Origin of the sequence: Enterococcus sp. BWR-S5 (assembly GCF_016745255.1) — a bacterium.
Lineage (GTDB): Bacteria > Bacillota > Bacilli > Lactobacillales > Enterococcaceae > Enterococcus_L.
Genome location: NZ_JADOEQ010000025.1, coordinates 1 through 23499 on the forward strand (window position 1 = coordinate 1; position 23499 = coordinate 23499).

Below are 23499 nucleotides of genomic sequence, written 5' to 3' on the forward strand. Positions count from 1 at the left end.
AGAAAAAAATAGAGAGATAGCGGTTGGCGGTCTCTTAAAAAGCTCCCTTGAAGGGAGCAGCAAGTAATGAGCCCTTCTAGGGCTATTAAAAAGCCACCCGCTATGCGGGTGGATAATTACTTGCCTTATAAAAGTGCAAAAAGTTCAAGAAAAACATAATTGTCTTCTTTTCAGTAAGAAATGAGTGAATAGTTCTGTCAATGCATTTAGTATGTTCAATTCTGTTCCTGTATTTTATGCTATGCTCTAAATAGAATGTTTAGTATAAATTTACGTAACATCTATTATTTCATCCTATCAAGTGTGAAGATAATTAAAATGAAAACGCTTGTATTTTTGAACTGACTAAAAAATTAGGTGAAAGGGGAGTGCTATATATGGGAACAGAGCAGAATGACATCTTAGCACGATTAAGGAGTTTAAAAGAAAGGTACTTAACTGTAAAGCCGAGTATTTCAATTGGACGAGCATTAGCTTATACAGAAGTGTTTGAAAAATATGGCGATCTTCCGAGAAATATATTGCGAGCAAAAGGATTTCGGCGAGCCTGTGAGACAGCTCCAATGCTGATTCAGGACCATGAGTTAATTATTGGCCATCCTTGTGGGAAACCGCGTGCAGGAGCATTTTCTCCGGATACAGCATGGGAATGGCTGGCGGAGGAGTTGGATACAATTAGTACAAGACCGCAAGATCCGTATTTTATCAGCGAAGAGGATAAAAGAATCATGCGTGAACGATTGTTTCCATTTTGGCAAGGAAAATCATTAGCGGAAGAATGTGAAAAGGCCATTCGTAGCGAGAACGAAGAGTTATGGGAATTTGGAGCGGAAGCTTGTATTAGTGACCTCACGTATCATATGACAAGCGGTGGTGGAGATACCAGCCCGGGATATGACATTATTCTGTTTAAAAAGGGGATAAACGGAATAAAATCAGAAGCAGAAGAGTATTTGATGAATCTTATGAAAAAAGAAAATAAAGACGAAGCAAAAGTTGCTTTCTATGAAGCAGCAATAGAAACCTGTGAAGGGATATTAACATATGCGGCAAGGCTATCAGCGTATGCGTCTGAACTGGCAGAGAAAGAGCAAGAGCCAAAAAGGAAAGCGGAACTTGAGATGATTTCCAAAGTAAATGCCAATGTTCCTGCCAATCCCCCTGAAAGTTTTCAAGAGGCCTTACAAGCTATTTGGACAATCCAGTCTTTGTTTCTGATGGAAGAAAATCAATGTAGTACATCATTAGGCAGAATCGATCAATATGTCTATCCCTGTTATGACTCAGATATACGAGCAAACAAAATTGATAACGCAGAGGCGTTGGAATTAATGGGATGCTTCATTCTTAAATGCTCAGAAATGATTTGGTATACACCGGGAACAACTGCAAAGTATTTTGCTGGGTATATGCCATTTATCAATATGACTGTCGGAGGATTGAAGCGAGAGGGTGGGGATGGAACAAACGAATTAACCTACTTGATTATGGACGCGGTTGAAAAAGTAAAAGTTTATCAACCATCGTTAGCTTGTAGAATCCATAATCAATCACCTGCCAAATATCTGGATAAAATTGTTGATGTAATCAAAGCGGGTGTCGGAATGCCTGCTTGTCATTTTGATGATTCTCATATAAAAATGATGCTTTCAAAAGGTTTCGACAGTAAAGATGCACGTGATTATTGCCTGATGGGATGTGTTGAACCACAAAAATCAGGGCGGATTCATCAATGGACAGCCGGTGGATTTACACAATGGCCGATTACTATCGAGATGGTACTGAATCGAGGCGCGTTAAAATCTTATGGAGAGAAGCAGTGGCTTGATACAGGTGATCTACAAGCGATGACAACCTATGAAAAATTTGAAGCTGCTGTAAAAAGTCAATTGAATTACTTGATTGATCGAAACGCCGAGGGCACAACAATCATTCAAAAGATTTTTAGAGATATTACGCCTACTCCATACATGTCATTATTTGTGGACGGTTGCATGAAAAATGGTAAAGATGTAACGGCAGGGGGAGCAGTACTTTATGAAGGACCAGGGACTATTTTTGCAGGTCTGGGAACGTATGTTGACAGTATGGCTGCAATAAAGAAGCTTGTCTACGAAGAAAAAAAGTATACACTTATGGAAATGAAAGAAGCGTTGGATTGTAACTGGCAGGGTCATGAACAAATGTTACGTGATTGTCAAGAGGCACCAAAATATGGAAATGACGATGACTATGTTGATTATATAGCAGCAGAGGTAGTTGATTACACCGAAAAAAGGATGAACAGTCATAAATCTCTTTACGCGAGACAGATACATGGTACGTTGTCGCAATCTTTCAATACACCACTTGGTGAAATGCTAGGAGCAACCCCTAATGGCCGCTTTGCTTTCGCTCCTTTATCTGACGCAATGAGTCCGTCACAGGGAGCTGATACAAAGGGAGCAACAGCGGCAATTAAGTCAGTATCAAAAATAAATGTAGCATCTATGAGTCTGGGGATGGCTCATAATTTTAAAGTTACAAAAAATTCTTTGAATACTTCTGAAGGGAAAGCCGGAGTGATTACATTATTACGAACAGCTTCTTTATTAGGGAATGGACAGATGCAGTTTAATTGTGTGGACAATGCTACTTTATTGAGAGCGCAGCGTCATCCGAAAGAGTACCGAGACCTTATTGTGCGAGTTGCTGGATACAGTGCCTTTTTTGGAGAATTATGTAAGGAAGTGCAGGATGAAATTATCAGTCGAACGGTTGTTCAATAGGTTGACATTTTTTTGTATATCTAATCTTATCGGAAATAGAACAAGGTTGGTTAGTAATCAAAAAACTGGTCGGAAGTTGTTCGAGAAGACAATTGATGATGTAAGGATAATATATAGTTAACGGAGATAGATGTGTTGTTTTAGAATATGAACGATTAGAAACGAACTATTTTAGCAGCTATATAGAATATTTCTGATATAGGAGCTTGGGGAGAACCTCGAGCTCTTTTTTTGTTAAAAAAAAGAAAACTTTGTTTTTTTACTTTACCTGTCGTAGTAATCATGCTATTATAATTACAACGACAGACGTAGTACGATGGATGAAGTAATTTCGGAGGTGGTTAAATGATTGGAAGCGATGCAATCCGCGGCTATAATGACACGTTTATTTTAACCATTTTATCCGAGGGCGACTCTTATGGGTATGCAGTATCTAAAAGGATTAGAGAGATTTCTCAGGAAAATTATTCGATTAAAGAAACGACATTGTATTCTGCTTTCACAAGGTTGGAAAAGAATGGTTTTATTGCCTCTTATCCGGGACAAATTACGCATGGGAAGAAGCGGACTTATTATAAAATCACAGCATCCGGAAGAAATTATTTGAATGAAAAAATAGAGGAATGGCAGCTGACTAAGACGGTTGTAGAGTGCTTTATCAAGGAGGAAGAAGAATGAAGACAATTCGAGATTATATAGAAAGCCTGTTTTTGGGGATTCAGGAGACTCCTCAAATTCAGAAGCTGAAAGAAGATTTATTGGCAGGTGCGGAAGACCGCTACGAAGACTTAAAAAGTCAGGGGAAATCTGAAAATGAAGCAATTGGTGCAGTGATTTCTGAATTTGGAAACATTGATGAGCTTTTAGAAGAAATGAATATGAAAACAGAGTATAGCGAAGAAATGGGAAGAGAAATCGATGAAATCATGATTGATGAGGCAGAAACCTTTTTGAAGGTCCAAAAAAGAGGGGCGCTATTCATCTCGATTGGAGTCGCCGCCATTATCCTCGGAGCAGCGATGATGTTCGGGGCGCAGGCGTTATATGGCGAACGAATGGGTGAGGCTATTGGCTTTATTTTCCTTCTAGGCGGGGTCGCTATCGGTGTTCCTTTGTTTATTACAGCGGGGACCAGTATGTCAAATAATCGCAATTCATTGAATGATCGTCTGATTCCGGTTCAAGTAAAGAAGCTGGTAGAAAATAAAAAAGCAGATTTTCAGCGCTCTTACGTTTTCAGTATTTCTGCTGGAGTAGTGTTCTGTATTATTGCAGCAGCACCACTAATGTTTTTCACTACAATGAGTGAAAGCGAACGTTATGAGATGTTGGGGTTGGGTCTTACCTTGTTGCTCGTTTCAGCTGGTGTATTTCTGTTCATCTATGCCGGAGTAATCATGGGCAGCTTCACTCAACTGTTGAAGCATAAGTATTTCATCAGTGATGAAGACAAGCTGGGCCCAAAGGCAAAAGCTGAAAAGAATAAAAAAAAACCCGTTTTTTGGCTGATTATTGAAAAAGTCTATTGGCCAATCGTCGTCGTAATATTTCTTTCTCAAAGCTTTCTAATGGGGAACTGGGGAACATCCTGGGTTATTTTTCCAATCGCAGGTATTTTGTTTGGGATTTTTGAAAGTATTTTTACATCTAATTAAGTAAATAGGAAGAAAATTAGGCACAAAGAATGTTGACTGTCATAGTTAACGTTCTTTGTGCCTTTGCCTATTTAGTCAGGAAATCTTCTGTCCTTGATTTTTTTATTTGTATTTGTGACAGAAAAAAATATGTTTTTTCTTTTCAATTCTCAGTAACTGTGATATTATGATGCCAGCAATTAGGACAGATTCTCCGAAAAACCCTTTTGGGCATATAAATTGTTAGGAACACTAATTTATATCAAAAGGGAGAGAATAATAATGTTAAAAACTGTTTATCAACAAAAGAATTGGAAAAGGAACATAGCATATTTACTATCATCGCAGGCTATCTCTATGATTGGCACGATGCTGGTGCAGTATGCTATTATTTGGCATGTCACGCTGTCAACGAATTCCGGAACAATGATCGGATTAATGAGCTGTGTAGGACTCTTACCAATGGTGCTAGTCATGCCATTCGCCGGAACACTTGCCGATCATTACAATCGGAAATGGCTTGCGCTGATTTCTGATGGTTGTGTGGCTATCGCTTCTTTGGTAATGGCCATCTTGCTGACCTTCAATACCAGCTTGGAAAATAATATTCTATTACTGCTGGGAGTAACGTTGATTCGTTCTGTAGGGCAAGGATTCCAAACTCCGGCGATTTCCTCAATCATTCCCCAAATTACGCAAGAGAAATATTTAGTTCGAGTCAACGGAATTGATCAAACGATTCAAGCAGTTATGATGCTTGCCAGCCCTGCCTTAGCAGCGGTATTACTTACAATTTTGCCGCTATCTGGGATTCTTATGATTGACTTTGTCACGGCGGTGATTGGTATTACTATGATGCTCTTTAAAGTGACAGTTCCCGATTTGCAATCAAAAGGAAATAAAAAAATCAATGTCAGGAATGAAATAAGAGTTGGCATAGAGTATCTTCGTTCCCACAAAATACTGATTGCATTGATTGCTGCCGGTTTTCTGGGAAGCATATTTTCAACTCCGGCATCAAGCTTGGCACCCTTGCAGATTACTCGTAAGTTTAACGATGGTTTATGGCAATTATCCGCTATCGAGATTGGTTTTGCCTCCGGTATGCTGCTTGGCGGGGCTCTAATGAGTATCTGGGGCGGAATGAAAAATAGAATTAAAACTGTTGCTTTGGGTTACGCACTACTAATCATTCCATTTGTTATCTTAGGGCTTACCTCAACTTTCTGGTTTTATGGTGTAACAATGGTCGTGATTGGCTTTGTCGTTCCGATTTCTCGGACAGCTATGGTATCTTTTTTTCAAACGAAAACGGATGATGAACATATGGGACGGGTTATGAGCATAGTGACTATGACAATCAGTATTGCTTCACCTTCAACCATGCTTATTTTAGGTCCACTTTCTGATACGGTGTCCATTGATTTAATAATGGTCGTTTCAGGTGTATTAATGATTCCGCTTGTTTTATGGCTGCTGCTTGGAAAAAGCTTCCATTCATAGTGGAGGTGAAGCGAGCAGCTTAAATAGTAAAAAACTCCTTTCGATTAGATAACGGCTGACAGCCTCTATCTTGTCTATCGAAAGGAGTTTTTTGCAGAATGAAAATGGCATTTTGATGTACTTAGTGGAAATATAAGTATTTCTGCGTATTTACATCAAAAATCAAAAAAATCAATCTATTGTTCCCTGAAAATAGTTCGCATCGCTCTTTTTAAAGGGAAGTAAGCGAAGGATACAATAATGATTGTAGTCATTACATTCAGTACAGTGGCGAGAAGCATTGAAAAAGAGGCAGAGAAAGCGGCATTGAAGCTGCTGCCTGCAATCATAGCGAACGCCGTATTTTTTAAATGAGTCATGACAATTTTTGCCAGACCGGTAACAAATGCAACTGTAATCAGCTTCTTGAAGGAATCAATTTTATTATGGAAGCCGGCGATTGCCAATGCTGCTGCACCTCCTACGATGAAGCTTTCAATAAAGAAATAGGGGGCTTCTGCTGCAAAACCATTCATCAAATCAAAAATGGCAAAGCCTAAGCCTCCGGCAAGTGCGCCTCTGGGATAGCCCAACAATAACACCGCTAACAGAAGGACCGCATTCCCCAAATGCGCAAAGGCTCCTGTCGGTAACGGGATTTTCAGCATTGTGCCCAGAATCGTCAAAGCGGCGAAGAGGGCTATCAGTACGATGGAAAGGGTTGAATTCTTTTTCATTAATAGACTCCTTATGTTGGTTATTTATTAATCGGTCATTCGTTGATCCGCATGATTGTAAGCACCATGCCATACGTGACCTAAAAATGGGTTGATTTTTTGTCCGTTTTCAATGGCAGCAGCTACAAACGCTTTGGCTAGTCGAACGGAAGCTTCGATAGAATAACCTTTGGCTAATCCAGCGGTGATAGCTGCCGCAAAGGTACAGCCAGCTCCATGATTATAGTCTGTTGTAATCATCTCATGCTCAAGCAAGGTGAAATCTGTACCATCATAGAACAAATCAACCGCCTTTTCAGTTCCAAGACGATGACCGCCTTTAATTACGACATTATCAGGACCTAGCAACAGGATTTTCTTTGCGGCCTGCTTCATTTGATCGACTGTGGTTAAATCGCCCATTTCAGATAGGATGCCTGCTTCCACTAGGTTAGGAGTAGTAATAGTTGCCGTGGGTAATAGATGATGAATCATTGCAGCCACGTTCTCGGGCTGTAGTAATTCGCTCGTTCCCTTACAAGCCATTACCGGATCAATCACTATATTTTTCATAGCAAACCGGTCAATATATTTTCTGGTAATTTCAATGGCTTCTACAGTTCCCAGCATCCCTGTTTTCATGCTGTCTAAAGCACCGCCTGCAAAAATTGTTTTCAATTGCTTATCGACTAATTCAGGATCAATTGGTGTGACTGTGTGACTCCAGCCTTCATCCGGGTCCATCGTGACGATACTCGTCAATGCAGAGAATCCGAAGGTACCATACTCCTGAAAGGTTTTTAAATCAGCTTGAATACCTGCGCCTCCGCTAGAATCTGATCCGGCGACAGTTAATACTTTTTTAATCATGACAATTTCCTCCTTTGAGACATTCAACTTGAATATCTAGTATTGTATACCAGTTGTTTATTGACAAAAACAGCCAATTGGATTATTTTTAACTCATCCAATTTTTCGATCGGAGGAAGTTATGTGGCAATTAAATAGAAGAAAAGGTGTGCCCGTTTATCAGGAAATTACAGAGCTGGTGCTCTCTGCTGTAAAAAAAGGAGAGCTCATGCCTGGTGATCGCTTGCCGGCAGAAAGAAAGCTAGCCAGTCAATTGGGTGTCAATCGTTCAACTGTCGTTCATGCGTTGGAAGAGCTGGAGGATATGGGCTGGATTGTTCGAAAGCAAGGCAGCGGCTCCTTTATTGCAGAGGGGAAATGGGGCGTGACCTCTGCTGCTCGAACCGATTGGAAGCGGTACTTAGAGCAGAATGCTTTCAGTAAAACAGAGCCGTTTATTGAGGATATGAAGCAGGTTCTTCGTCAAAATGATAAGCAAGTAATTGATGGATATACAGGAGAGCTACCATTGGAGCTGATTCCAAGCTTTGATATTCCGCCTCTGACTTGGAAACAGTTTTTGGAGGAGGAACAGCAGGATGACTTTGGCTATTTTCCTTTGAGAGAATCAATTAGCAAGATGACTGAAGAGGAATATGGCCTATTATTAGAAAAAGAAACACTGTTGATTACTTCCGGCGCCCAGCAGGCATTGTTTATGATTTTGCAGGTATTACTGAGTGCAGGAGATGCTGTAGCCATTGAGGACCCGTCATTTTTGTATGCCCTGCCAGTTTTTCAGGCTGCCGGTATTCGCCTCTACGGTGTCCCTATGGATAATGAAGGGATTGAGCTATCTGCATTAGAGCAGACGATTCGACAGCATAGAGTGAAGATGGTCATGGTGAATCCATCCTTTCAAAATCCGACTGGGAAGGTGATGGGGAGAGCGCGTCGCGAGCAGCTTGTTCAGTTATGTCAAAGCTATCAAATCCCGATTATTGAAGACGATGTTTTTGGTCAGCTGAGACAGATAGCCAGTGAAAAAATCCCGCCGTTGAAGAAGCTGGACCCGGATAACGTTCTTTATATAGGTTCGCTCTCTAAAATATTAGGTTCAACAACCAAGATTGGCTGGTTGAGTGCACCGCTCTCAGTGAATCGCCAAATTGCGGAGGCAAGAAAAATTATGGATTTTTCATTGAGTATTTTTCCGCAGGTGCTTGCAACCATCGCACTGAATGATACTTCTTTTTATCAAAAGCTGGCTGAGCTGAAAAAGGAAGTTAGTGCCAGAGGAGAGGCCGTTTGCTCTATTTTAGAGGAGCTGGGTGAATGGCATGTAGAACGTCCTCAAGGGGGCTTCTATGTGTGGGCGACGTTTTCCAAAGGAAGCTTGAAGCAGCAAGAATGGCAATACTTTATAAAAGAAGCCTTGCTGATAGCACCCAGCTTTTTGTTTAGCGAGAAAAAAGATAGTATACGAATTAACTTTTCAAGAATTTCGAAAGAACAACAGCCGATGTTTCAAGAAAAAATGAAGAAGATTACCCAGCTGCTTTTGAAGAATCGAGAACATGACACCACAAACAGATAGCATCGCACTGTATCATAAAGATTGTGGGGATAACTGTTTACATGGCTAGGAGCGTGCTGCTGTAAGAGAAAATTTTGTAATCATTTTACACTTCTCTTCATTTAGAGATAATTGGTTCCCGAAGAATATGATAAAATAGTGGAGGAATGGAGGGATTTTGTATGAATGAGACAATGAACTTACTGCTAAACCGCAGAACATACAGAGATTTTGATGAGAACTATACCTTGCAGGAGGAAGAGCTGCAGCAAATTTTGACTGCTGCAAGACAAGCACCTAGCTGGATGAACGGTCAATTTTATAGCATTTTTGTGATTCAAGATAAAGAGACTAGGAAGCAGTTAGTTGACTGGAATCCGGGAAATCCGCACATGTTAAAAAGCTCAGTCTTTCTAATTTTTGTTGGTGACCTTCATCGGACACAGCTTGTCAGCGAAGCTTACGGGACGGAAAATGTCACTGGTGAAAGTATTGAGCCGATTTTAGTTGCTACAACGGATGCTTCATTAGCTCTTGAGAATGCAGTAATTGCAGCAGATAGTTTAGGCTTGGGGTCGGTCGTTGTTGGCAGCATTCGTAAACATGGAAAAGAAATCAGTGAGCTTTTAGCACTGCCGGAAGGAATGTTCCCTTTGTTTGGGTTGAGCATCGGTAAACCGGTTGTTGAGATGAAGGTTAAGCCTCGATTACCCGAGCAGGCAGTGGTTTATTATGACAAATTTACGCCGTATGATTTTTCATTAATAGAAGAATACGATGATACAATGGAAAAATTCGCGGAAGCGAGAGAAACGAAGAAATGGAGTATTAAATTTAGAGACTACTTCTCAGCACAGCCGACAATGATTATTGATCAATTGCTGGAGATGAAAAAACTGTTCCACCGCTAAGTATTCTGAGGAGTATTTTTTACGGATTACTTTCTTAAGCAATCAAGGAATGCTATACTGTTAAAAGAGAAAAAAACAAAGATAAAAGAGGTGTTTCATTCATGTCTTGGGAGCAAGTCTATGAACAGTGGATAAACGAAGAAAATTTACCGGAAGAAATGAAAAACGAGCTGAAGGAATTACATCAGGATCCTGAAAAGTGTGAAGATGCTTTTTATGCACCATTGGAATTTGGTACAGCTGGAATGCGTGGAATCATCGGAGCTGGGATTAACCGAATGAATATTTTTACTATCCGTCAGGCAACTGAAGGACTGGCTCGATTTATCGATTCACAGGATGAAGAAACAAAAAGAAGAGGTGTTGCGATTGCCTATGACTCTCGCCATATGTCACCGGAGTTTGCTATGGAGTCAGCAAAAACATTAGCACATCATGGTATCCCTTCATTTGTTTTTGAAAGCTTGCGTCCAACTCCGGAGTTATCTTTTGCAGTTAGATATCTGAATGCTTTTGCCGGTATTATGATTACTGCATCCCATAACCCAGCTGCATACAACGGCTATAAGGTATATGGTGCAGATGGCGGACAAATGCCGCCGGCAGATGCGGATGCATTGACTTCTTACGTACGTTCTGTTGAAAATCCATTAAAGGTAGAAGTTCTTGCAGATGAGCAGGTAGAAAACAGCGGGCTTATTTCGATTGTTGGCGAAGAAATAGATAACGCGTACCTGAAAGAGCTTCGTTCTGTGACCATCAATCAAGAGCTGATTGACGAAATGGGTGGAGACTTAAAATTGATTTATACACCGTTGCATGGTACAGGGAAGATGCTGGGAGAAAAAGCATTAAAGCAAGCAGGCTTTAAGCAGTTTGTTTTAGTTCCTGAACAAGCAATAGCTGATCCGGACTTTACAACTGTTAAGTCACCGAATCCGGAAGAACACTCTGCGTTTGAATATGCGATTCGTCTTGGTGAAAAGGAAAATGCGGATCTTTTAATCGCGACAGACCCGGATGCCGATCGTTTAGGTGCGGCAGTACGTCTGCCTGATGGTTCTTATCAGGTTCTTACTGGAAATCAGTTAGGTGCAATTATGATTCAATATATTTTAGAAGCCCATCAACAAGCAGGTACATTGCCTGAAAATGCGGTTGTCCTAAAATCAATTGTGTCCAGTGAATTGGCAACAGCTGTAGCTGAAAAGTACAATACAAAGATGGTTGATGTACTGACTGGCTTCAAGTTTATTGCGGAAAAAATTGAGCAGTATGAAGAAGACCATTCGCAAACCTTTATGTTTGGTTTTGAAGAAAGCTATGGCTACTTGGTGAAATCCTTTGTTCGTGATAAAGATGCGATTCAAGTGTTAGTATTATTGGCTGAAGTAGCAGCTTACTATAAAAAACAAGGCAAGACTTTGTATGATGGGCTGCAAGATATATTTGCAGAATATGGCTATTACAAAGAGAAAACAATCTCTGTTACCTTAAGCGGGATTGAAGGAAGTCAAAAAATCAAAGAATTGATGGCGAAATTCCGCAAAGAATCACCGAAGGAATTTGCCGGAACAGCAGTTGTAAAAACAGAAGACTTCAAAGAGCTGGTTAGCCGTTCAGCAGATGGACAAACAGAAAAACTGACAACACCGCCTTCTGATGTGTTGAAATATTATCTGGAGGATGGCAGCTGGATTGCTATCAGACCTTCAGGAACAGAACCGAAGATTAAATTCTATGTAGCAACAAAAGCAGCATCTGACGAAGAAGCAAGTAACAAGCTTGTTTCATTCGAAGAAGCAATCAATAAAATCACAGAGTAATGATAGCTGGTGATTGATGGGAAAGAGCGCAGGATGATTTGATCCCACGCTCTTTCTCTTCCATTCATCTATAATGGCAGACAACAAGGAAGGAGCAATGAAGATGGATATTGGATTTATAGGCGCAGGTCATATGGGTGGAGCGATGATTGAGGGGCTGTTAAAAGCTGAAGCAGTCACAGGTGAGAAACTATTTGTTAAAGGCGGCTCCAGCGGTACCGCAGAAAAGCTTCAGGAAAAGCTGAAATTTCAATTAGTTGATGACTATCAAGAGTTTGGAAAATGTAAAGTCGTTTTTATTGCGACTGGCGCGAAAATTGTACTAAGTATCTTAAAAGAACTGGCTCCTTTTCTTGCCGATGATAGTATCTTGATTTCAGTTGCAGCAGGACATACAACAAAAGAAGCGCAGGATGCACTAGGCAAGGGCTATGTTGTCCATGCAATTCCTAATACACCAGTTAGTGTAAATGAAGGCATGATTGGTGTTCATTATGCAGAAAATATTCCTGAGGAAGAAAAAGAGATTGCACGTAAGCTGTTGGAAAGCCTTGGAAAAGTTAGTGAAGTACCGGAAAGGCTGTTAGGAACAGTGGGAACAGTTGCCGGCTGCAGCCCTGCCTTTGTTGATATGTTGATAGAGGCGCTGGGAGATGCAGGGGTAATGGAAGGCTTACCAAGAGCCCTGGCATACGAAATTGTAGAACAAATGGTTCTAGGCTCCGCAAAATTGGCGATTGAATCAGGAAAGCATCCGGGGGAGCTGAAAGATGGCGTGACTTCTCCCGGCGGCAGTACAATTAAGGGAGTAGCTGCACTGGAAAAACATGGCTTTCGTTATGCTTTGATTGATGCGGTGAAACAAGCAAACAGCTAATTTGTCTTATAGTGAGTAATCGTTTGCTTTTTACTTGAAGCAATTACGCTAAAAATAAGCTGCAATTTCAAGCTGCATCGTTCAGTCCGGTTCATTCATTACCCTCATGTATATGGAAAGGCTGGTCACAATCTCATAGAAAGAGTTGAATTTTATGGAATTAACAGAAGACATTCAAAAGGTCAGTCAGCTGTATAAGGTTTTAAGCGATCCGACACGATTACGTATCCTTTTAATCTTGAAGAAGGGCGAGCTGAATGTGACAGCACTTGCTGAACAATTATCGATGGAGCAGTCTGCCGTATCGCATCAACTGAAGCTGCTTCGACAGAATCGAGTCGTTAAATCAAAGCGAGAAGGAAAGACGATTTACTATTCTTTGGATGACGATCATGTAATCGATATATTGACTCAGACATTTAATCATATTAACCATCATTAAAAGACGCAACCATTCGCTTGTTCCAGCTGAATTATTGTTCAGTTGAGACAAGCGATTTTTTATTCATAAAAAATAACTGTTATTTTGATTCGTAAGACAGACACATTTGGAGCTGCTATTCTACATAAAACTGAATGAAAAAGAATTTCAACGGATAAATCCAAGAAAATAAAAGAAAGGGGTAGTTTTTTATTTACGGGTTCGGTATACTAGATACATGTTTTATGAGAACAAAATGATAAAATTCTCATTTTTCGTTTTTGAATAGGGTAAATACTGGTATTATCAGTTGTATATAAATCAAACGGTTGGAGGAAGCAGAATGAAGGAAAAGTTAAAAATCGGCTTATTAGGTCTGGGAACAGTTGGTTCTGGTGTTCCGACCATTTTAGAGGAGCATCGTGAAAAGATTTCTCAGGTTACAGGGATGGACATCACTGTGAGTAAAGCACTTGTTCGTGATGAAAAGGAAAAGCAATACCAATCAGAAAGATTCGATATTGAATTGACAACGAACATTGATGACATCATCAACGATGAAGAAATTGATATTATTGTTGAATTGATTGGAAAAATTGAGCCTGCAAAAACCTACATCATGAAGGCCTTGGAAAGTGGCAAACACATTGTAACAGCTAATAAAGACTTGCTTGCTCAACATGGTAGTGAGTTGGTTGCTTTGGCACAAAAAAACCATTGTGACTTATACTACGAAGCAAGTGTTGCCGGAGGAATTCCGATTTTACGAACAATCGCCAACAGTCTGGCAGCTGATGATATTCAGAAGGTCTTGGGAATCGTCAATGGAACGACAAACTATATGTTGACAAAAATGGTTGCAGAAAAGCAAACCTATGAAGAAGCTTTGGCAAAGGCGCAAGAGCTTGGCTTTGCAGAATCTGATCCGACTAATGATGTCGATGGGATTGATGCAGCCTATAAGATGGTTATTCTCAGTCAATTTGCTTTTGGAATGAACATCAGTTTGAAGCAAGTCGACATTCGCGGAATTCGCGGCATCTCCTCTGATGATGTGGCGATTGCCTCTCATCTGGGCTATGAAATAAAGCTGATTGGTTCTTCTGAAAAAAATAATGGCGGAATTGCTGTGGAGGTAGCACCAATGCTTGTAGCAGCGGCTCATCCTCTGGCATCAATCCGAGACGAGTTTAATGCAGTGTTTATTTATAGTGCTGGTGTGGGTGAATCCATGTATTATGGACCGGGTGCCGGTGCCAAGCCGACAGCAACAAGTGTTGTCAGTGATATTATTACGATTGCTAAAAATGTTCGATTAGGTACAACTGGGCACATGTTCAACGAGTACCAGCATGATACGAAGCTGACCGCAGATGAAGAGATTTTTGGGAAATATTACTTCTCTATTGAGATGCCGGACAAACCGGGACAAATATTAAAATTGACGAAGCTTATGGCTGAAGCGAATGTTAGCTTTGATCAGCTGCTGCAGCAGAAATCAGATGGTACACGTGCAAAATTTGCGACAATCACACATACAATTAGTAAAGCTCAAATGCGAGAAGTAACCAAACAAATTGAGAAAATTACTGATTTCGAGCTATTAAACACATTAAAGGTTTTGGAGGGATAAAACATGTACGAAGGATTACTAAAACAATACAAACAATACTTGCCGATAACAGATAAAACACCCATGATTTCTCTTGCTGAAGGGAATACACCGTTGATTCCGTTAAACAGTTTATCGAAGGAACTAGGGATTACTTTATACGGAAAATACGAAGGCTTGAATCCAACAGGCTCGTTTAAAGACCGTGGAATGGTTATGGCTGTTGCCAAAGCAGTTGAAGAAGGTGCAAAAGCGATTATCTGTGCTTCAACAGGAAATACCAGTGCAGCAGCTGCCGCTTATGCAACACGTGCGGGAATCAAGGCGTATGTAATTATCCCTGATGGAAAAATTGCAATGGGTAAGCTTGCTCAGGCAATCATTTACGGGGCAGACATCATCTCTATTCCGGGGAACTTTGATGAAGCCTTGAAGGCAGTAAGAGATATCGCCAAGACAGAAGCTGTCGCTTTGGTGAATTCTGTGAATCCTTATCGTCTTGAAGGACAAAAAACAGCTGCCTTTGAGGTTTGCGAACAGTTAGGACAAGCACCGGATGTGCTGGCGATTCCTGTAGGAAATGCCGGAAACATCTCTGCTTATTGGAAGGGATTCAAGGAATGGCATGACCGTCAAGGCACTTTCTTGCCTAGAATGCATGGTTTCGAAGCAGAAGGAGCCGCGGCTATCGTTAAGGGCGAAGTGATTGAACAGCCTGAAACAATAGCAACAGCCATTCGTATCGGTAACCCGGCAAGTTGGAAGCTGGCAGAAGCCGCACGTGATGAATCAAAAGGGTACATCGATAGCGTAACCGATGAAGAGATTTTAAATGCGTATCGTAAAGTAGCTGCACAGGATGGCGTCTTTATTGAGCCTGGGTCTGCTGCATCTCTTGCAGGTGTTATTCAGCATGTGAAATCAGGAAAAATCAAACAAGGTGAAACAGTTGTCGCTGTATTCACCGGGAATGGCTTGAAGGACCCGGATACAGCGATGAGTGCTGTAGATGTATCGATTTCTAAAATGAGTGACCTTGAGGAAATGCGTCTTCATTTACGTAATGGAGTGGCGAAACTATGAAGATAAGAGTTCCGGCAACCAGTGCCAATCTGGGGCCAGGCTTTGATTCCTGCGGTATTGCACTATCACAGTATTTAAGTATTGAAATCATCAAAAATGCAGATGAATGGGAAATTCAGCATTCTCTAGGTGAAGATATTCCAAAGGATAAAACGAACTTATTAATACAAACGGCATTGACAGTGAATCCTAAGCTGTCACCTAAGCTATTGAAAATGACGTCTGATATTCCGCTTGCGAGAGGTTTAGGGAGTAGTTCAAGTGTCATTGTAGCTGGGATTGAATTGGCGAATCGGTTGGGAAATATGCATCTTTCACAGAAGGATAAGGTGCAGATTGCTACAGAGATGGAGGGGCATCCCGATAATGTTGCTCCTGCAATCTGCGGAGATTTTGTCGTAGCCAGCTATGTAGATGGCGAGGTTCGTTTTGTGAAGCATCATTTTCCAATGTGTGATGTGATTGCCTATGTTCCGGATCATGAGCTGTTGACACATGAAAGTCGCAGTGTTCTCCCAGAGTCTATGTCTTATCCTGAAGCAGTACAGGCGAGCTCTATTGCCAATGTGATGATTGCAGCAATCCTTAATGGGAATCTGCCTCTGGCGGGAGTTATGATGGAAAAGGATCGTTGGCATGAATCACACCGCGATCATTTGGTTCCTCATCTTAAAACAATTCGTGATCTTGCACATGTTTTAGGTGTTTACGGTGCATTTTTGAGTGGGGCGGGGCCAACAATATTGGTTTTGTCGCCCGAAGAGAAGACGGAGCAGATGATACAGGAGCTTGAAAAGCTCCCTGGAAAAGCATCTATCCATTTACTATCTATCGATCAGGAAGGCGTACAGGTTTTCTAAAATTAGAAAGGCTGCGCAAACAATAAGTTCGAGACAGACTCGGCCTATTGCTGAAGAGAGCTGGCTGCTAAAGCTGGAAGCATCCCAATGCGCTCCTCCCGATATTTGATAGCACCAGAATTATAGCTTTAAAAACGTTATAACAGCTTTACCAATAAAAAAGCTGCGGCTGTCTTCCTAAATCAAGCGATAATTTCTTGATTTAGGAAGATGCTCCGCAGTTTTTTATTATAGATTGAGAGCTGAACAAGCTCGTTTTATTTTTCTTATTCGTCTGTTGTAAAATAGCTGTGATCCTCTAAGTGTAGTGCACTTAGAATCATTGCTGCTGTTTCTTCGATTGACAGAGAAGCTACATTGATCGTTACACAACCGATTTTTTCATAAAGCTCGGCAGCATAAGCCAGCTCTTTTCTGATTTTCTCGATATCTGAATAAGACGTATTATCAGGTAAACCATAGGCTCTCATACGTTCTTTTCTAATACCGTTCAAGATATCCGGATCATTCGTCAAACCAACAATTTTAGAAGCGTCTACTTCCCATAATTCTTTTGGCAGATGTGCTTCCGGAATTAACGGCAGATTGGCAACCTTCAAATTTTTATTTGCTAGAAATAGGCTTAACGGTGTTTTGGACGTACGTGAAACGCCTAGTAATACTACATCGGCTTCAAGGAAGCCTCTTGGATCTTTACCATCATCATATTTAACAGCAAACTCCATTGCTTCGATTCGATTGAAATAGTTCTCGTTCAGATGATGAAGGGCACCTGCTTCTCCGGAACGCTGCACCCCTGTAAAGCGTTCAATTTCTTCAATAGGTGATGTCAAGATGTCAAAATGATAAATAGCATTTTCTTCAAAAAACGCCAATGCTGTTTTTACTAAATCTTTGCTGATGATTGTATGGAGAACCATCGCATTTTCACGTTTTGCATCTTCCAAGGCTTCCTTCAGGCGGCTTTCTTCCTTCACAAAAGTTTTTCTGTACAGGGAGAAATCAATTGAAGGGAATTGAGCCATGATTGCTGCTGCGAGCTTAGAAGCAGTCTCTCCGGCAGAATCTGAGATGACAAAGATAGTAACAGTCTTAGTTTCATTATTTTCCATTAAAAACGACCTTTCTTGATTTTTTGATGAGTTTATTATACCATACCAACAAAGAAGTTATTCGTAATAATTTTGATTTGAGAAGGAGAAGGGAAAAATGGCGCAAGTAAAATCCAAGGTTGAAGAGTCGCTGGATGTCATGAAGGCTAATGGACTAAAGTATACAAAGAAACGTGAAGCGATCATTACCTATCTAATCAAACGGAATCGCTATATATCAGCAAAAGAAGTCTATGAATTCATGAATCAAGAATATAAAGGAGTCAGCTATGACACCATTTATCGGAATCTCCATGATTTTGAGCGAATGGAGCTGCTAGAAACAACGGAATTGAATGGCGAGAAGAAATTTCGCTTTCATTGCAGCCAGCATTTAGAGCATCATCATCACTTCATCTGCGTGGTCTGTGGAAAAACCAAAGAAATTCATATGTGTCCGATGACTTATTTTGAAGATCAGTTGAATGGCTGCACAATCGAAGGACATCGATTTGAGATATTGGGCAGATGTGAAAACTGTCAATAGCTTTCAGAAAATAACAAGGTGATTCTGATAAAACGAAATATTTTCTGCTTATTTTCATAAGAGAGGTTGACGTTAAATTTACCTTTCGATATAATGTAAAAAGGACAGTGTTCTATTTATGAAGAAATAATTTGTAAATAAGAAAAACGGTTACTTTTTAAGCTCGGAGGGAGGGAATTACAATGTCAAAAACTGTCGTTCGTAAAAACGAATCTCTTGATGACGCTCTTCGTCGCTTCAAACGTTCCGTTTCAAAAGCGGGTACTCTACAAGAATCACGTAAACGTGAATTCTACGAAAAACCAAGCGTAAAACGTAAGAAGAAATCAGAAGCTGCTAGAAAACGTAAAAAATTCTAGTCTCTGATGAAGTGGAGCTGGTTGTATGTCATTACTGACAACTTTGAATGACGATATTAAAACTGCGATGAAGGCAAAGGATAAAGAAACTTTATCTGTCTTACGTATGTTGAAAAGCGGTGTTCAAAATGAGCAGATCAAAATGAACCGTGACTTGAACGGAGAAGAAGAGTTGGTTGTTTTATCCAGAGAAATGAAGCAACGCAAAGATTCTTTATTAGAGTTTGAAAAGGCGGGACGAGAAGATCTTGCAGATAAAGCAAAATTTGAAATTACAATTGTTGAGAAGTATTTGCCTGAAAAGCTAACTGAAGATGAGCTTCGCGAAATCATTCAGTCTGCAATTACAGAATCAGGAGCTGCTTCCCCAGCTGAATTTGGGAAAGTGATGGGTCTGATAATGCCTAAGATATTAGGTAGAGCAGATGGCAACTCAGCGAGTGCAATCGTCAAAGAAATGCTGAAGAAGAATTAAGATTAAAGGCTGAGAATCATTGATTCTCAGCCTTTTCGTCTGTTTTGACGGCAAGGTCCATCGGTTTTCCCTCTTTCATGTCTTTTTAAAGCAATCTAAATGAATTTCCCCTGCTGTCTGCATCAAATAATTAAAGTTTGACAAAAAATACCCAGCAAATACCCAGCATAAGATGATAGGAATTTTAATCATTTACTGTGCTTCTTTTTTAAAAAAGAAGAATATGGTATCATTACAAGGAATGAATATAAAAGGAGCTGGACTTTTTTTGACAGAAAATGAAAATCAGGCAATTTCTTTAGAAATCAAATTGACCGATTCCGATGATGCGAGTATGTTGTTCGGAACACATGATAAGCATTTGAAATTTTTAGAAGAGAATGGCGCAGTGGTTATTAACACACGAGGAGAGACGATTCAGATTATTGGACTTGAGGAGAATGTCCATATTGTGGAATCAGTTTTCCGTGCCTTACAAGAGTTAATCAAACGAGGAATTAAAATAGGAACACCCGATGTTGTTACTGCATTGAAGATGGCGAAGAGCAAACAGCTGGACTCGTTTATCGCGATGTACGAAGAGGAAATTTTGAAGGACCATCATGGTCGTTCAATTCGAATCAAAAATGCCGGGCAGAAGAGATATATTGATGCTGTGAAGCAGCATGATGTTGTTTTTGGTGTGGGACCAGCCGGTACAGGGAAGACCTACTTAGCTGTTGTCATGGCTGTTGCTGCACTGAAGAAAGGCGAGGTCCAGAAAATCATTTTGACCAGACCGGCAGTTGAGGCAGGAGAAAATCTTGGTTTCTTACCGGGAGACTTAAAAGAGAAGGTCGATCCTTACCTGCGTCCGGTTTACGATGCCCTTTACCAAATTTTTGGTTCTGAGCATACGAATCGCTTAATGGAACGCGGCGTGATTGAAATTGCGCCACTTGCTTATATGCGTGGTCGTACATTGGACGATGCCTTCGTTATTTTAGATGAAGCGCAGAATACGACAGTCGCTCAGATGAAGATGTTTCTAACTCGTTTAGGGTATCAATCAAAAATGATTGTTAATGGAGATACTAGTCAGATTGATTTACCCAAAGGTGTAATCAGCGGATTAGTGCATGCCGAGAAAACCTTGAAATCAATTAAAAAGCTTTCGTTTATCCATTTTGAAGCCGGCGATGTTGTCAGACATCCGATTGTAGCAGAAATTATTCAAGCCTATGAAGAGCAGAAAAGAGATTCTTGAGATTTGTTGATAAGGAAGGAGTGATATACTTTTGAAGCAATGGTTGTTGAAGATACGGGACAAGCTGGGAAAAGCATTTATTCCGGTTTTGTTAGTTAGTTTTTCATTACTTATATTTGCGATTATTTTCAGTAGTGTTTACGAGAAGAAGGTGGCTATTAAAGAAGGCCAGCTGGCAGATACGACAATACGAGCAAATAAAAATATTGAAAATACATATGAAACGGATCAGAAAAGACAGCTGGCTGCAGAAGCAGTGACTCCGGAGTATACGTTTCAGGAGGATACTGCTGAGACACAGCATGATCGAATTGAAAAACTATTTGATTTGATCGGTACAGTCAATTCTAAAATAGATAAGGATTATGAGAAACAAAAATCCGAAGCAAAAAAAGATGAAACGATTCCTCAGCCTACAAATGAAGAACGTGTCGCTGCGTTGAAATCTGAGTTTGAAAAGCTGGATCAGGATGAAGTAACGCTGTATCAATCGTTTCCGAGTGTGTTCTATCAAAACATATTTAATCTAAGTTCAGAACAAATCGCTATCGTTGAAACAGAAAGCCTTAAGCTGATTGATGAAACGATGCAGAATCATGTACGTGAAAACGAGCTGTCTGAAATTCGTCAGAAAGCCATTAACAAGATTCAATTTCTGGACGTGGGTTCAAGCATGCAGCAACAGATTCGCTATGTCGTTAATGCGGGAATCGTTGTCAATGATTTTCCAAATGAAAAGAAAACTGAAGAGCTGCGGCAAAGCGCACGTGATGCTGTACAGCCGGTAATGATTTATCAGGGAGAGATTATTGTTCGTGAAGGAACGCAGATTGACTCCAAAGCAATTGAGAAGTTGAAGCTTTTAGGGATGATGAATCAGAATCCCTCAGCTTTTCCGATTGTTGCGTTGGCATTGACGATTCTTTTCCAAATTGGTGTTCTGCTGTTCTTTACTAAACAAATGAACCATGAGTATACAAGACGCTCCTTTGTTCTGTTTTATGTCAGTGCAATGTCGTTGAGTATTTTATTGATGAAGTTCTTTCAGATTTTCCAAAGTGAGCAGCTGCTTTATATTCCGTTATTTTTCCCAGCAGCATTTGTGCCGTTGGTTTTAAGCTATTTTGTCAATCGACGAGCGGGAATTTTGTCTGCTGTATTTCAAGTGTTTTTTGCTTTGTTTGTCTTCTATGACACGATTGGTACCAATACGTTAACAATTATTCTGGTCACCTATCTGTTTTCAGGAGCCTTGGCGGCAGTGGTTAATCGAACGAGAGTCAGCCAACAGGGCTGGACAGCAGCCGTCTGGGTTATCATCTTCCCTGTTGTTTTGGCTTTTATTCTAGCCATTTATCAAGGGATGAGCTTATTGGATGCTAAAACAATTACGTTAATCATCTCAACCTTTGCAGGAAGTGTGCTGGCCTTTCTTCTGACAATTGGTCTTCATCCGTATATTGAGTTGGTCGTAACCGATGATAGTATGATTATTCTAAATGAGCTAAGCAATCCAAACCATCCGCTTTTGAAGCAGTTGCTGGAGGAAGCACCAGGGACTTATCATCACAGTATGATGGTTGCCAATCTCAGTGCAAATGCTGTTGCCGAAATTGGGGGTCGTTCATTATTGACCCGTGTGGCCTGTTATTATCATGATATTGGTAAGATTAAGCACTCAAACTTTTTTGTTGAGAATTTACCTTCCGGTGCAGAAAACCCGCATAATTTCCTTTTGCCTGAAGACAGTAAACAAATTATTTTCGGTCATGTGATTGACGGTGCTAAAATATTAGAGGACTACAACATGCCGCAAATGGTGATTGATATTTGCCGTCAGCATCATGGTACAACATTGATGAAATTCTTCTATATGAAGGAAAAGGAACGTAACCCTGAAACAAAAGAAGAAGACTTCCGCTATCCTGGACCGAAGCCTCAAACAAGAGAAGCAGCAATTGTCAATATTGCCGATACCTGTGAAGCGGCGGTTCGAGCAATGACAGATCCTTCCAATCAAAAAATCAAAGAGTTTGTTCATTCGGTTATTCAGGAACGGATTTCCGATGGGCAGATGGATGAATGTGGATTGACAATGAAGGAGATTCGTTTGGTTGAGAAATCTTTAATCAATGGGTTATGTAGTACCTTCCATTCCCGAATCAAATATCCAAAGATGAAGGATGAAGCGGAACGAATGAAAGATGAACAAGAAAAGAGAGATGTTTAATGGACATAACGTTTATTGATGAAACGGAAAAGGTCTCCTCTGAGCATATAAAAGAGGTAGAAAATCTGCTGCAGTTCGCAGCAGATTTTCTGGATATTCCGGATGATGCAGAGCTATCTGTATCATTTATGGATAATGAGGGGATTCGTGTAATCAATCGTGATTACCGTGGCAAAGACACCGCAACAGATGTTATCAGCTTTGCGATGGAGGAAGAGGGCGCCGGAGAGATTCCAATCATTTTTGATGAAGACGAGGATGTTGTCTTTCCTCGAAATCTTGGAGACCTGATGATTTCTATTGAACGTGCAGAGGAGCAGGCGGTTGAATACGGGCACTCCTTTGAAAGAGAGCTGGGTTTTCTGGCTGTTCATGGATTCCTGCATTTGAATGGGTATGACCATATGAATGAACAGGATGAAAAAGAGATGTTCGGGCTGCAGAAAGAGATATTGAATGCCTATGGCCTTGAAAGATAAACAGACAGAGAAAAATAAGCATTTTATCACCTCGTTGGAGTTTGCTATTCAAGGGATTCGTACGGTTTTTAAAGAAGAGCGAAATATGAGGACCCATGTATTGATGGGGGTATTGGCTATCATTGCAGGCTTTCTATTTGGGTTACATACAATGGAATGGCTATGGCTGCTATTTGTGATATTTCTGGTATTGATTGTGGAAATCATTAACACTGCTTTTGAGAATGTAGTAGACATGTGTACAGACTTTCACTTCCATCCTATTGGCAAAAAGATTAAGGATATGGCAGCCGGAGCGGTGTTGATTACCGCTTGTTTCTCAGTCATTGTTGGCTGTATCATTTTTTTACCCAAGGTCTGGCAGTTAGTTGAAGAATATATTTTAATGAAGTAGAAAAAGCTTGAAAAGAGAGAGACATCGACAGGATTGAATTGTTTTAATAACGACTGTCGATTA

22 protein-coding genes are annotated in these 23499 nt (G+C 40.4%); 19 read left to right on the plus strand and 3 right to left on the minus strand.

Annotated elements, in window-relative coordinates; all coding sequences use genetic code 11:
- The first annotated feature begins 377 nt into the window (after positions 1-377).
- From cutC to IW510_RS20185, 4 genes are all read left to right on the plus strand, one after another.
- Complete coding sequence (cutC, locus tag IW510_RS20170; protein WP_202062777.1) at positions 378-2768, plus strand: choline trimethylamine-lyase; 2391 nt, start codon at positions 378-380, stop codon at positions 2766-2768.
- A gap of 345 nt (positions 2769-3113) precedes the next feature.
- On the plus strand, positions 3114-3446 hold the full coding sequence (locus tag IW510_RS20175) for a PadR family transcriptional regulator (protein WP_202062779.1): 333 nt from the start codon (positions 3114-3116) through the stop codon (positions 3444-3446).
- Entirely contained in the window at positions 3443-4423 is a 981-nt protein-coding gene (locus IW510_RS20180) for a permease prefix domain 1-containing protein (protein ID WP_202062781.1), read from the plus strand. Before IW510_RS20175 ends, IW510_RS20180 begins: the two co-directional genes overlap by 4 nt.
- A 261-nt stretch (positions 4424-4684) precedes the next feature.
- The gene (locus tag IW510_RS20185; RefSeq protein ID WP_202062783.1) at positions 4685-5905 is read left to right on the plus strand and encodes an MFS transporter; all 1221 of its coding nucleotides are present in this window, start codon (positions 4685-4687) and stop codon (positions 5903-5905) included.
- Positions 5906-6081: 176 nt separating this feature from the next.
- Here the strand turns inward: IW510_RS20185 and IW510_RS20190 are convergent, their stop codons facing one another.
- Positions 6082-6621: an ECF transporter S component gene (locus IW510_RS20190; protein WP_202062785.1), complete on the minus strand. Its 540-nt coding sequence runs from the start codon at positions 6619-6621 to the stop codon at positions 6082-6084.
- 27 nt (positions 6622-6648) lie between these two features.
- Positions 6649-7470, minus strand: a complete 822-nt coding sequence (gene thiD / locus IW510_RS20195) for a bifunctional hydroxymethylpyrimidine kinase/phosphomethylpyrimidine kinase (protein ID WP_202062787.1) — start codon at positions 7468-7470, stop codon at positions 6649-6651.
- A gap of 121 nt (positions 7471-7591) precedes the next feature.
- Between thiD and IW510_RS20200 the strand changes: the two genes are divergently transcribed.
- The 8 genes from IW510_RS20200 (at position 7592) to thrB (ending at position 16615) form a co-directional block, all read left to right on the plus strand.
- A complete protein-coding gene (locus IW510_RS20200; protein WP_202062789.1) occupies positions 7592-9046 on the plus strand; it encodes an aminotransferase-like domain-containing protein in 1455 nt (484 codons plus the stop codon).
- 161 nt (positions 9047-9207) lie between these two features.
- On the plus strand, positions 9208-9936 hold the full coding sequence (locus tag IW510_RS20205; protein WP_202062791.1) for a nitroreductase family protein: 729 nt from the start codon (positions 9208-9210) through the stop codon (positions 9934-9936).
- A gap of 101 nt (positions 9937-10037) precedes the next feature.
- Entirely contained in the window at positions 10038-11762 is a 1725-nt protein-coding gene (locus IW510_RS20210; RefSeq protein WP_202062793.1) for a phospho-sugar mutase, read from the plus strand.
- A gap of 103 nt (positions 11763-11865) precedes the next feature.
- Complete coding sequence (gene proC / locus IW510_RS20215) at positions 11866-12639, plus strand: pyrroline-5-carboxylate reductase (RefSeq protein ID WP_202062795.1); 774 nt, start codon at positions 11866-11868, stop codon at positions 12637-12639.
- Between the two features lie 154 nt (positions 12640-12793).
- Positions 12794-13081 (plus strand): ArsR/SmtB family transcription factor, encoded by a 288-nt coding sequence (locus IW510_RS20220; RefSeq protein WP_202062797.1) that lies wholly within the window; start codon positions 12794-12796, stop codon positions 13079-13081.
- 322 nt (positions 13082-13403) lie between these two features.
- Positions 13404-14693 (plus strand): homoserine dehydrogenase, encoded by a 1290-nt coding sequence (locus IW510_RS20225; RefSeq protein WP_202062799.1) that lies wholly within the window; start codon positions 13404-13406, stop codon positions 14691-14693.
- 3 nt (positions 14694-14696) lie between these two features.
- A complete protein-coding gene (gene thrC / locus IW510_RS20230; protein WP_202062802.1) occupies positions 14697-15755 on the plus strand; it encodes a threonine synthase in 1059 nt (352 codons plus the stop codon).
- The gene (thrB, locus tag IW510_RS20235; protein ID WP_202062804.1) at positions 15752-16615 is read left to right on the plus strand and encodes a homoserine kinase; all 864 of its coding nucleotides are present in this window, start codon (positions 15752-15754) and stop codon (positions 16613-16615) included. Before thrC ends, thrB begins: the two co-directional genes overlap by 4 nt.
- A 266-nt stretch (positions 16616-16881) precedes the next feature.
- Here the strand turns inward: thrB and IW510_RS20240 are convergent, their stop codons facing one another.
- Positions 16882-17727 (minus strand): pyruvate, water dikinase regulatory protein, encoded by an 846-nt coding sequence (locus tag IW510_RS20240; RefSeq protein WP_202062806.1) that lies wholly within the window; start codon positions 17725-17727, stop codon positions 16882-16884.
- A gap of 97 nt (positions 17728-17824) precedes the next feature.
- Here IW510_RS20240 and IW510_RS20245 point away from each other — a divergent pair, with 97 nt between their 5' ends.
- The 7 genes from IW510_RS20245 (at position 17825) to IW510_RS20275 (ending at position 23436) form a co-directional block, all read left to right on the plus strand.
- Entirely contained in the window at positions 17825-18253 is a 429-nt protein-coding gene (locus IW510_RS20245; protein ID WP_202062808.1) for a Fur family transcriptional regulator, read from the plus strand.
- Between the two features lie 182 nt (positions 18254-18435).
- Positions 18436-18612, plus strand: a complete 177-nt coding sequence (gene rpsU / locus IW510_RS20250) for a 30S ribosomal protein S21 (RefSeq protein ID WP_002356740.1) — start codon at positions 18436-18438, stop codon at positions 18610-18612.
- Positions 18613-18637: 25 nt separating this feature from the next.
- The gene (locus tag IW510_RS20255) at positions 18638-19087 is read left to right on the plus strand and encodes a GatB/YqeY domain-containing protein (protein ID WP_202062810.1); all 450 of its coding nucleotides are present in this window, start codon (positions 18638-18640) and stop codon (positions 19085-19087) included.
- Positions 19088-19421: 334 nt separating this feature from the next.
- Positions 19422-20333, plus strand: a complete 912-nt coding sequence (locus tag IW510_RS20260; protein ID WP_394701572.1) for a PhoH family protein — start codon at positions 19422-19424, stop codon at positions 20331-20333.
- Positions 20334-20364: 31 nt separating this feature from the next.
- Positions 20365-22563, plus strand: a complete 2199-nt coding sequence (locus IW510_RS20265) for an HD family phosphohydrolase (RefSeq protein ID WP_202062814.1) — start codon at positions 20365-20367, stop codon at positions 22561-22563.
- The gene (ybeY, locus tag IW510_RS20270; protein ID WP_202062816.1) at positions 22563-23042 is read left to right on the plus strand and encodes an rRNA maturation RNase YbeY; all 480 of its coding nucleotides are present in this window, start codon (positions 22563-22565) and stop codon (positions 23040-23042) included. The genes IW510_RS20265 and ybeY overlap by 1 nt, the downstream gene beginning before the upstream one ends.
- Complete coding sequence (locus IW510_RS20275; protein WP_202062818.1) at positions 23020-23436, plus strand: diacylglycerol kinase family protein; 417 nt, start codon at positions 23020-23022, stop codon at positions 23434-23436. The genes ybeY and IW510_RS20275 overlap by 23 nt, the downstream gene beginning before the upstream one ends.
- The last annotated feature ends 63 nt before the right edge of the window (positions 23437-23499 follow it).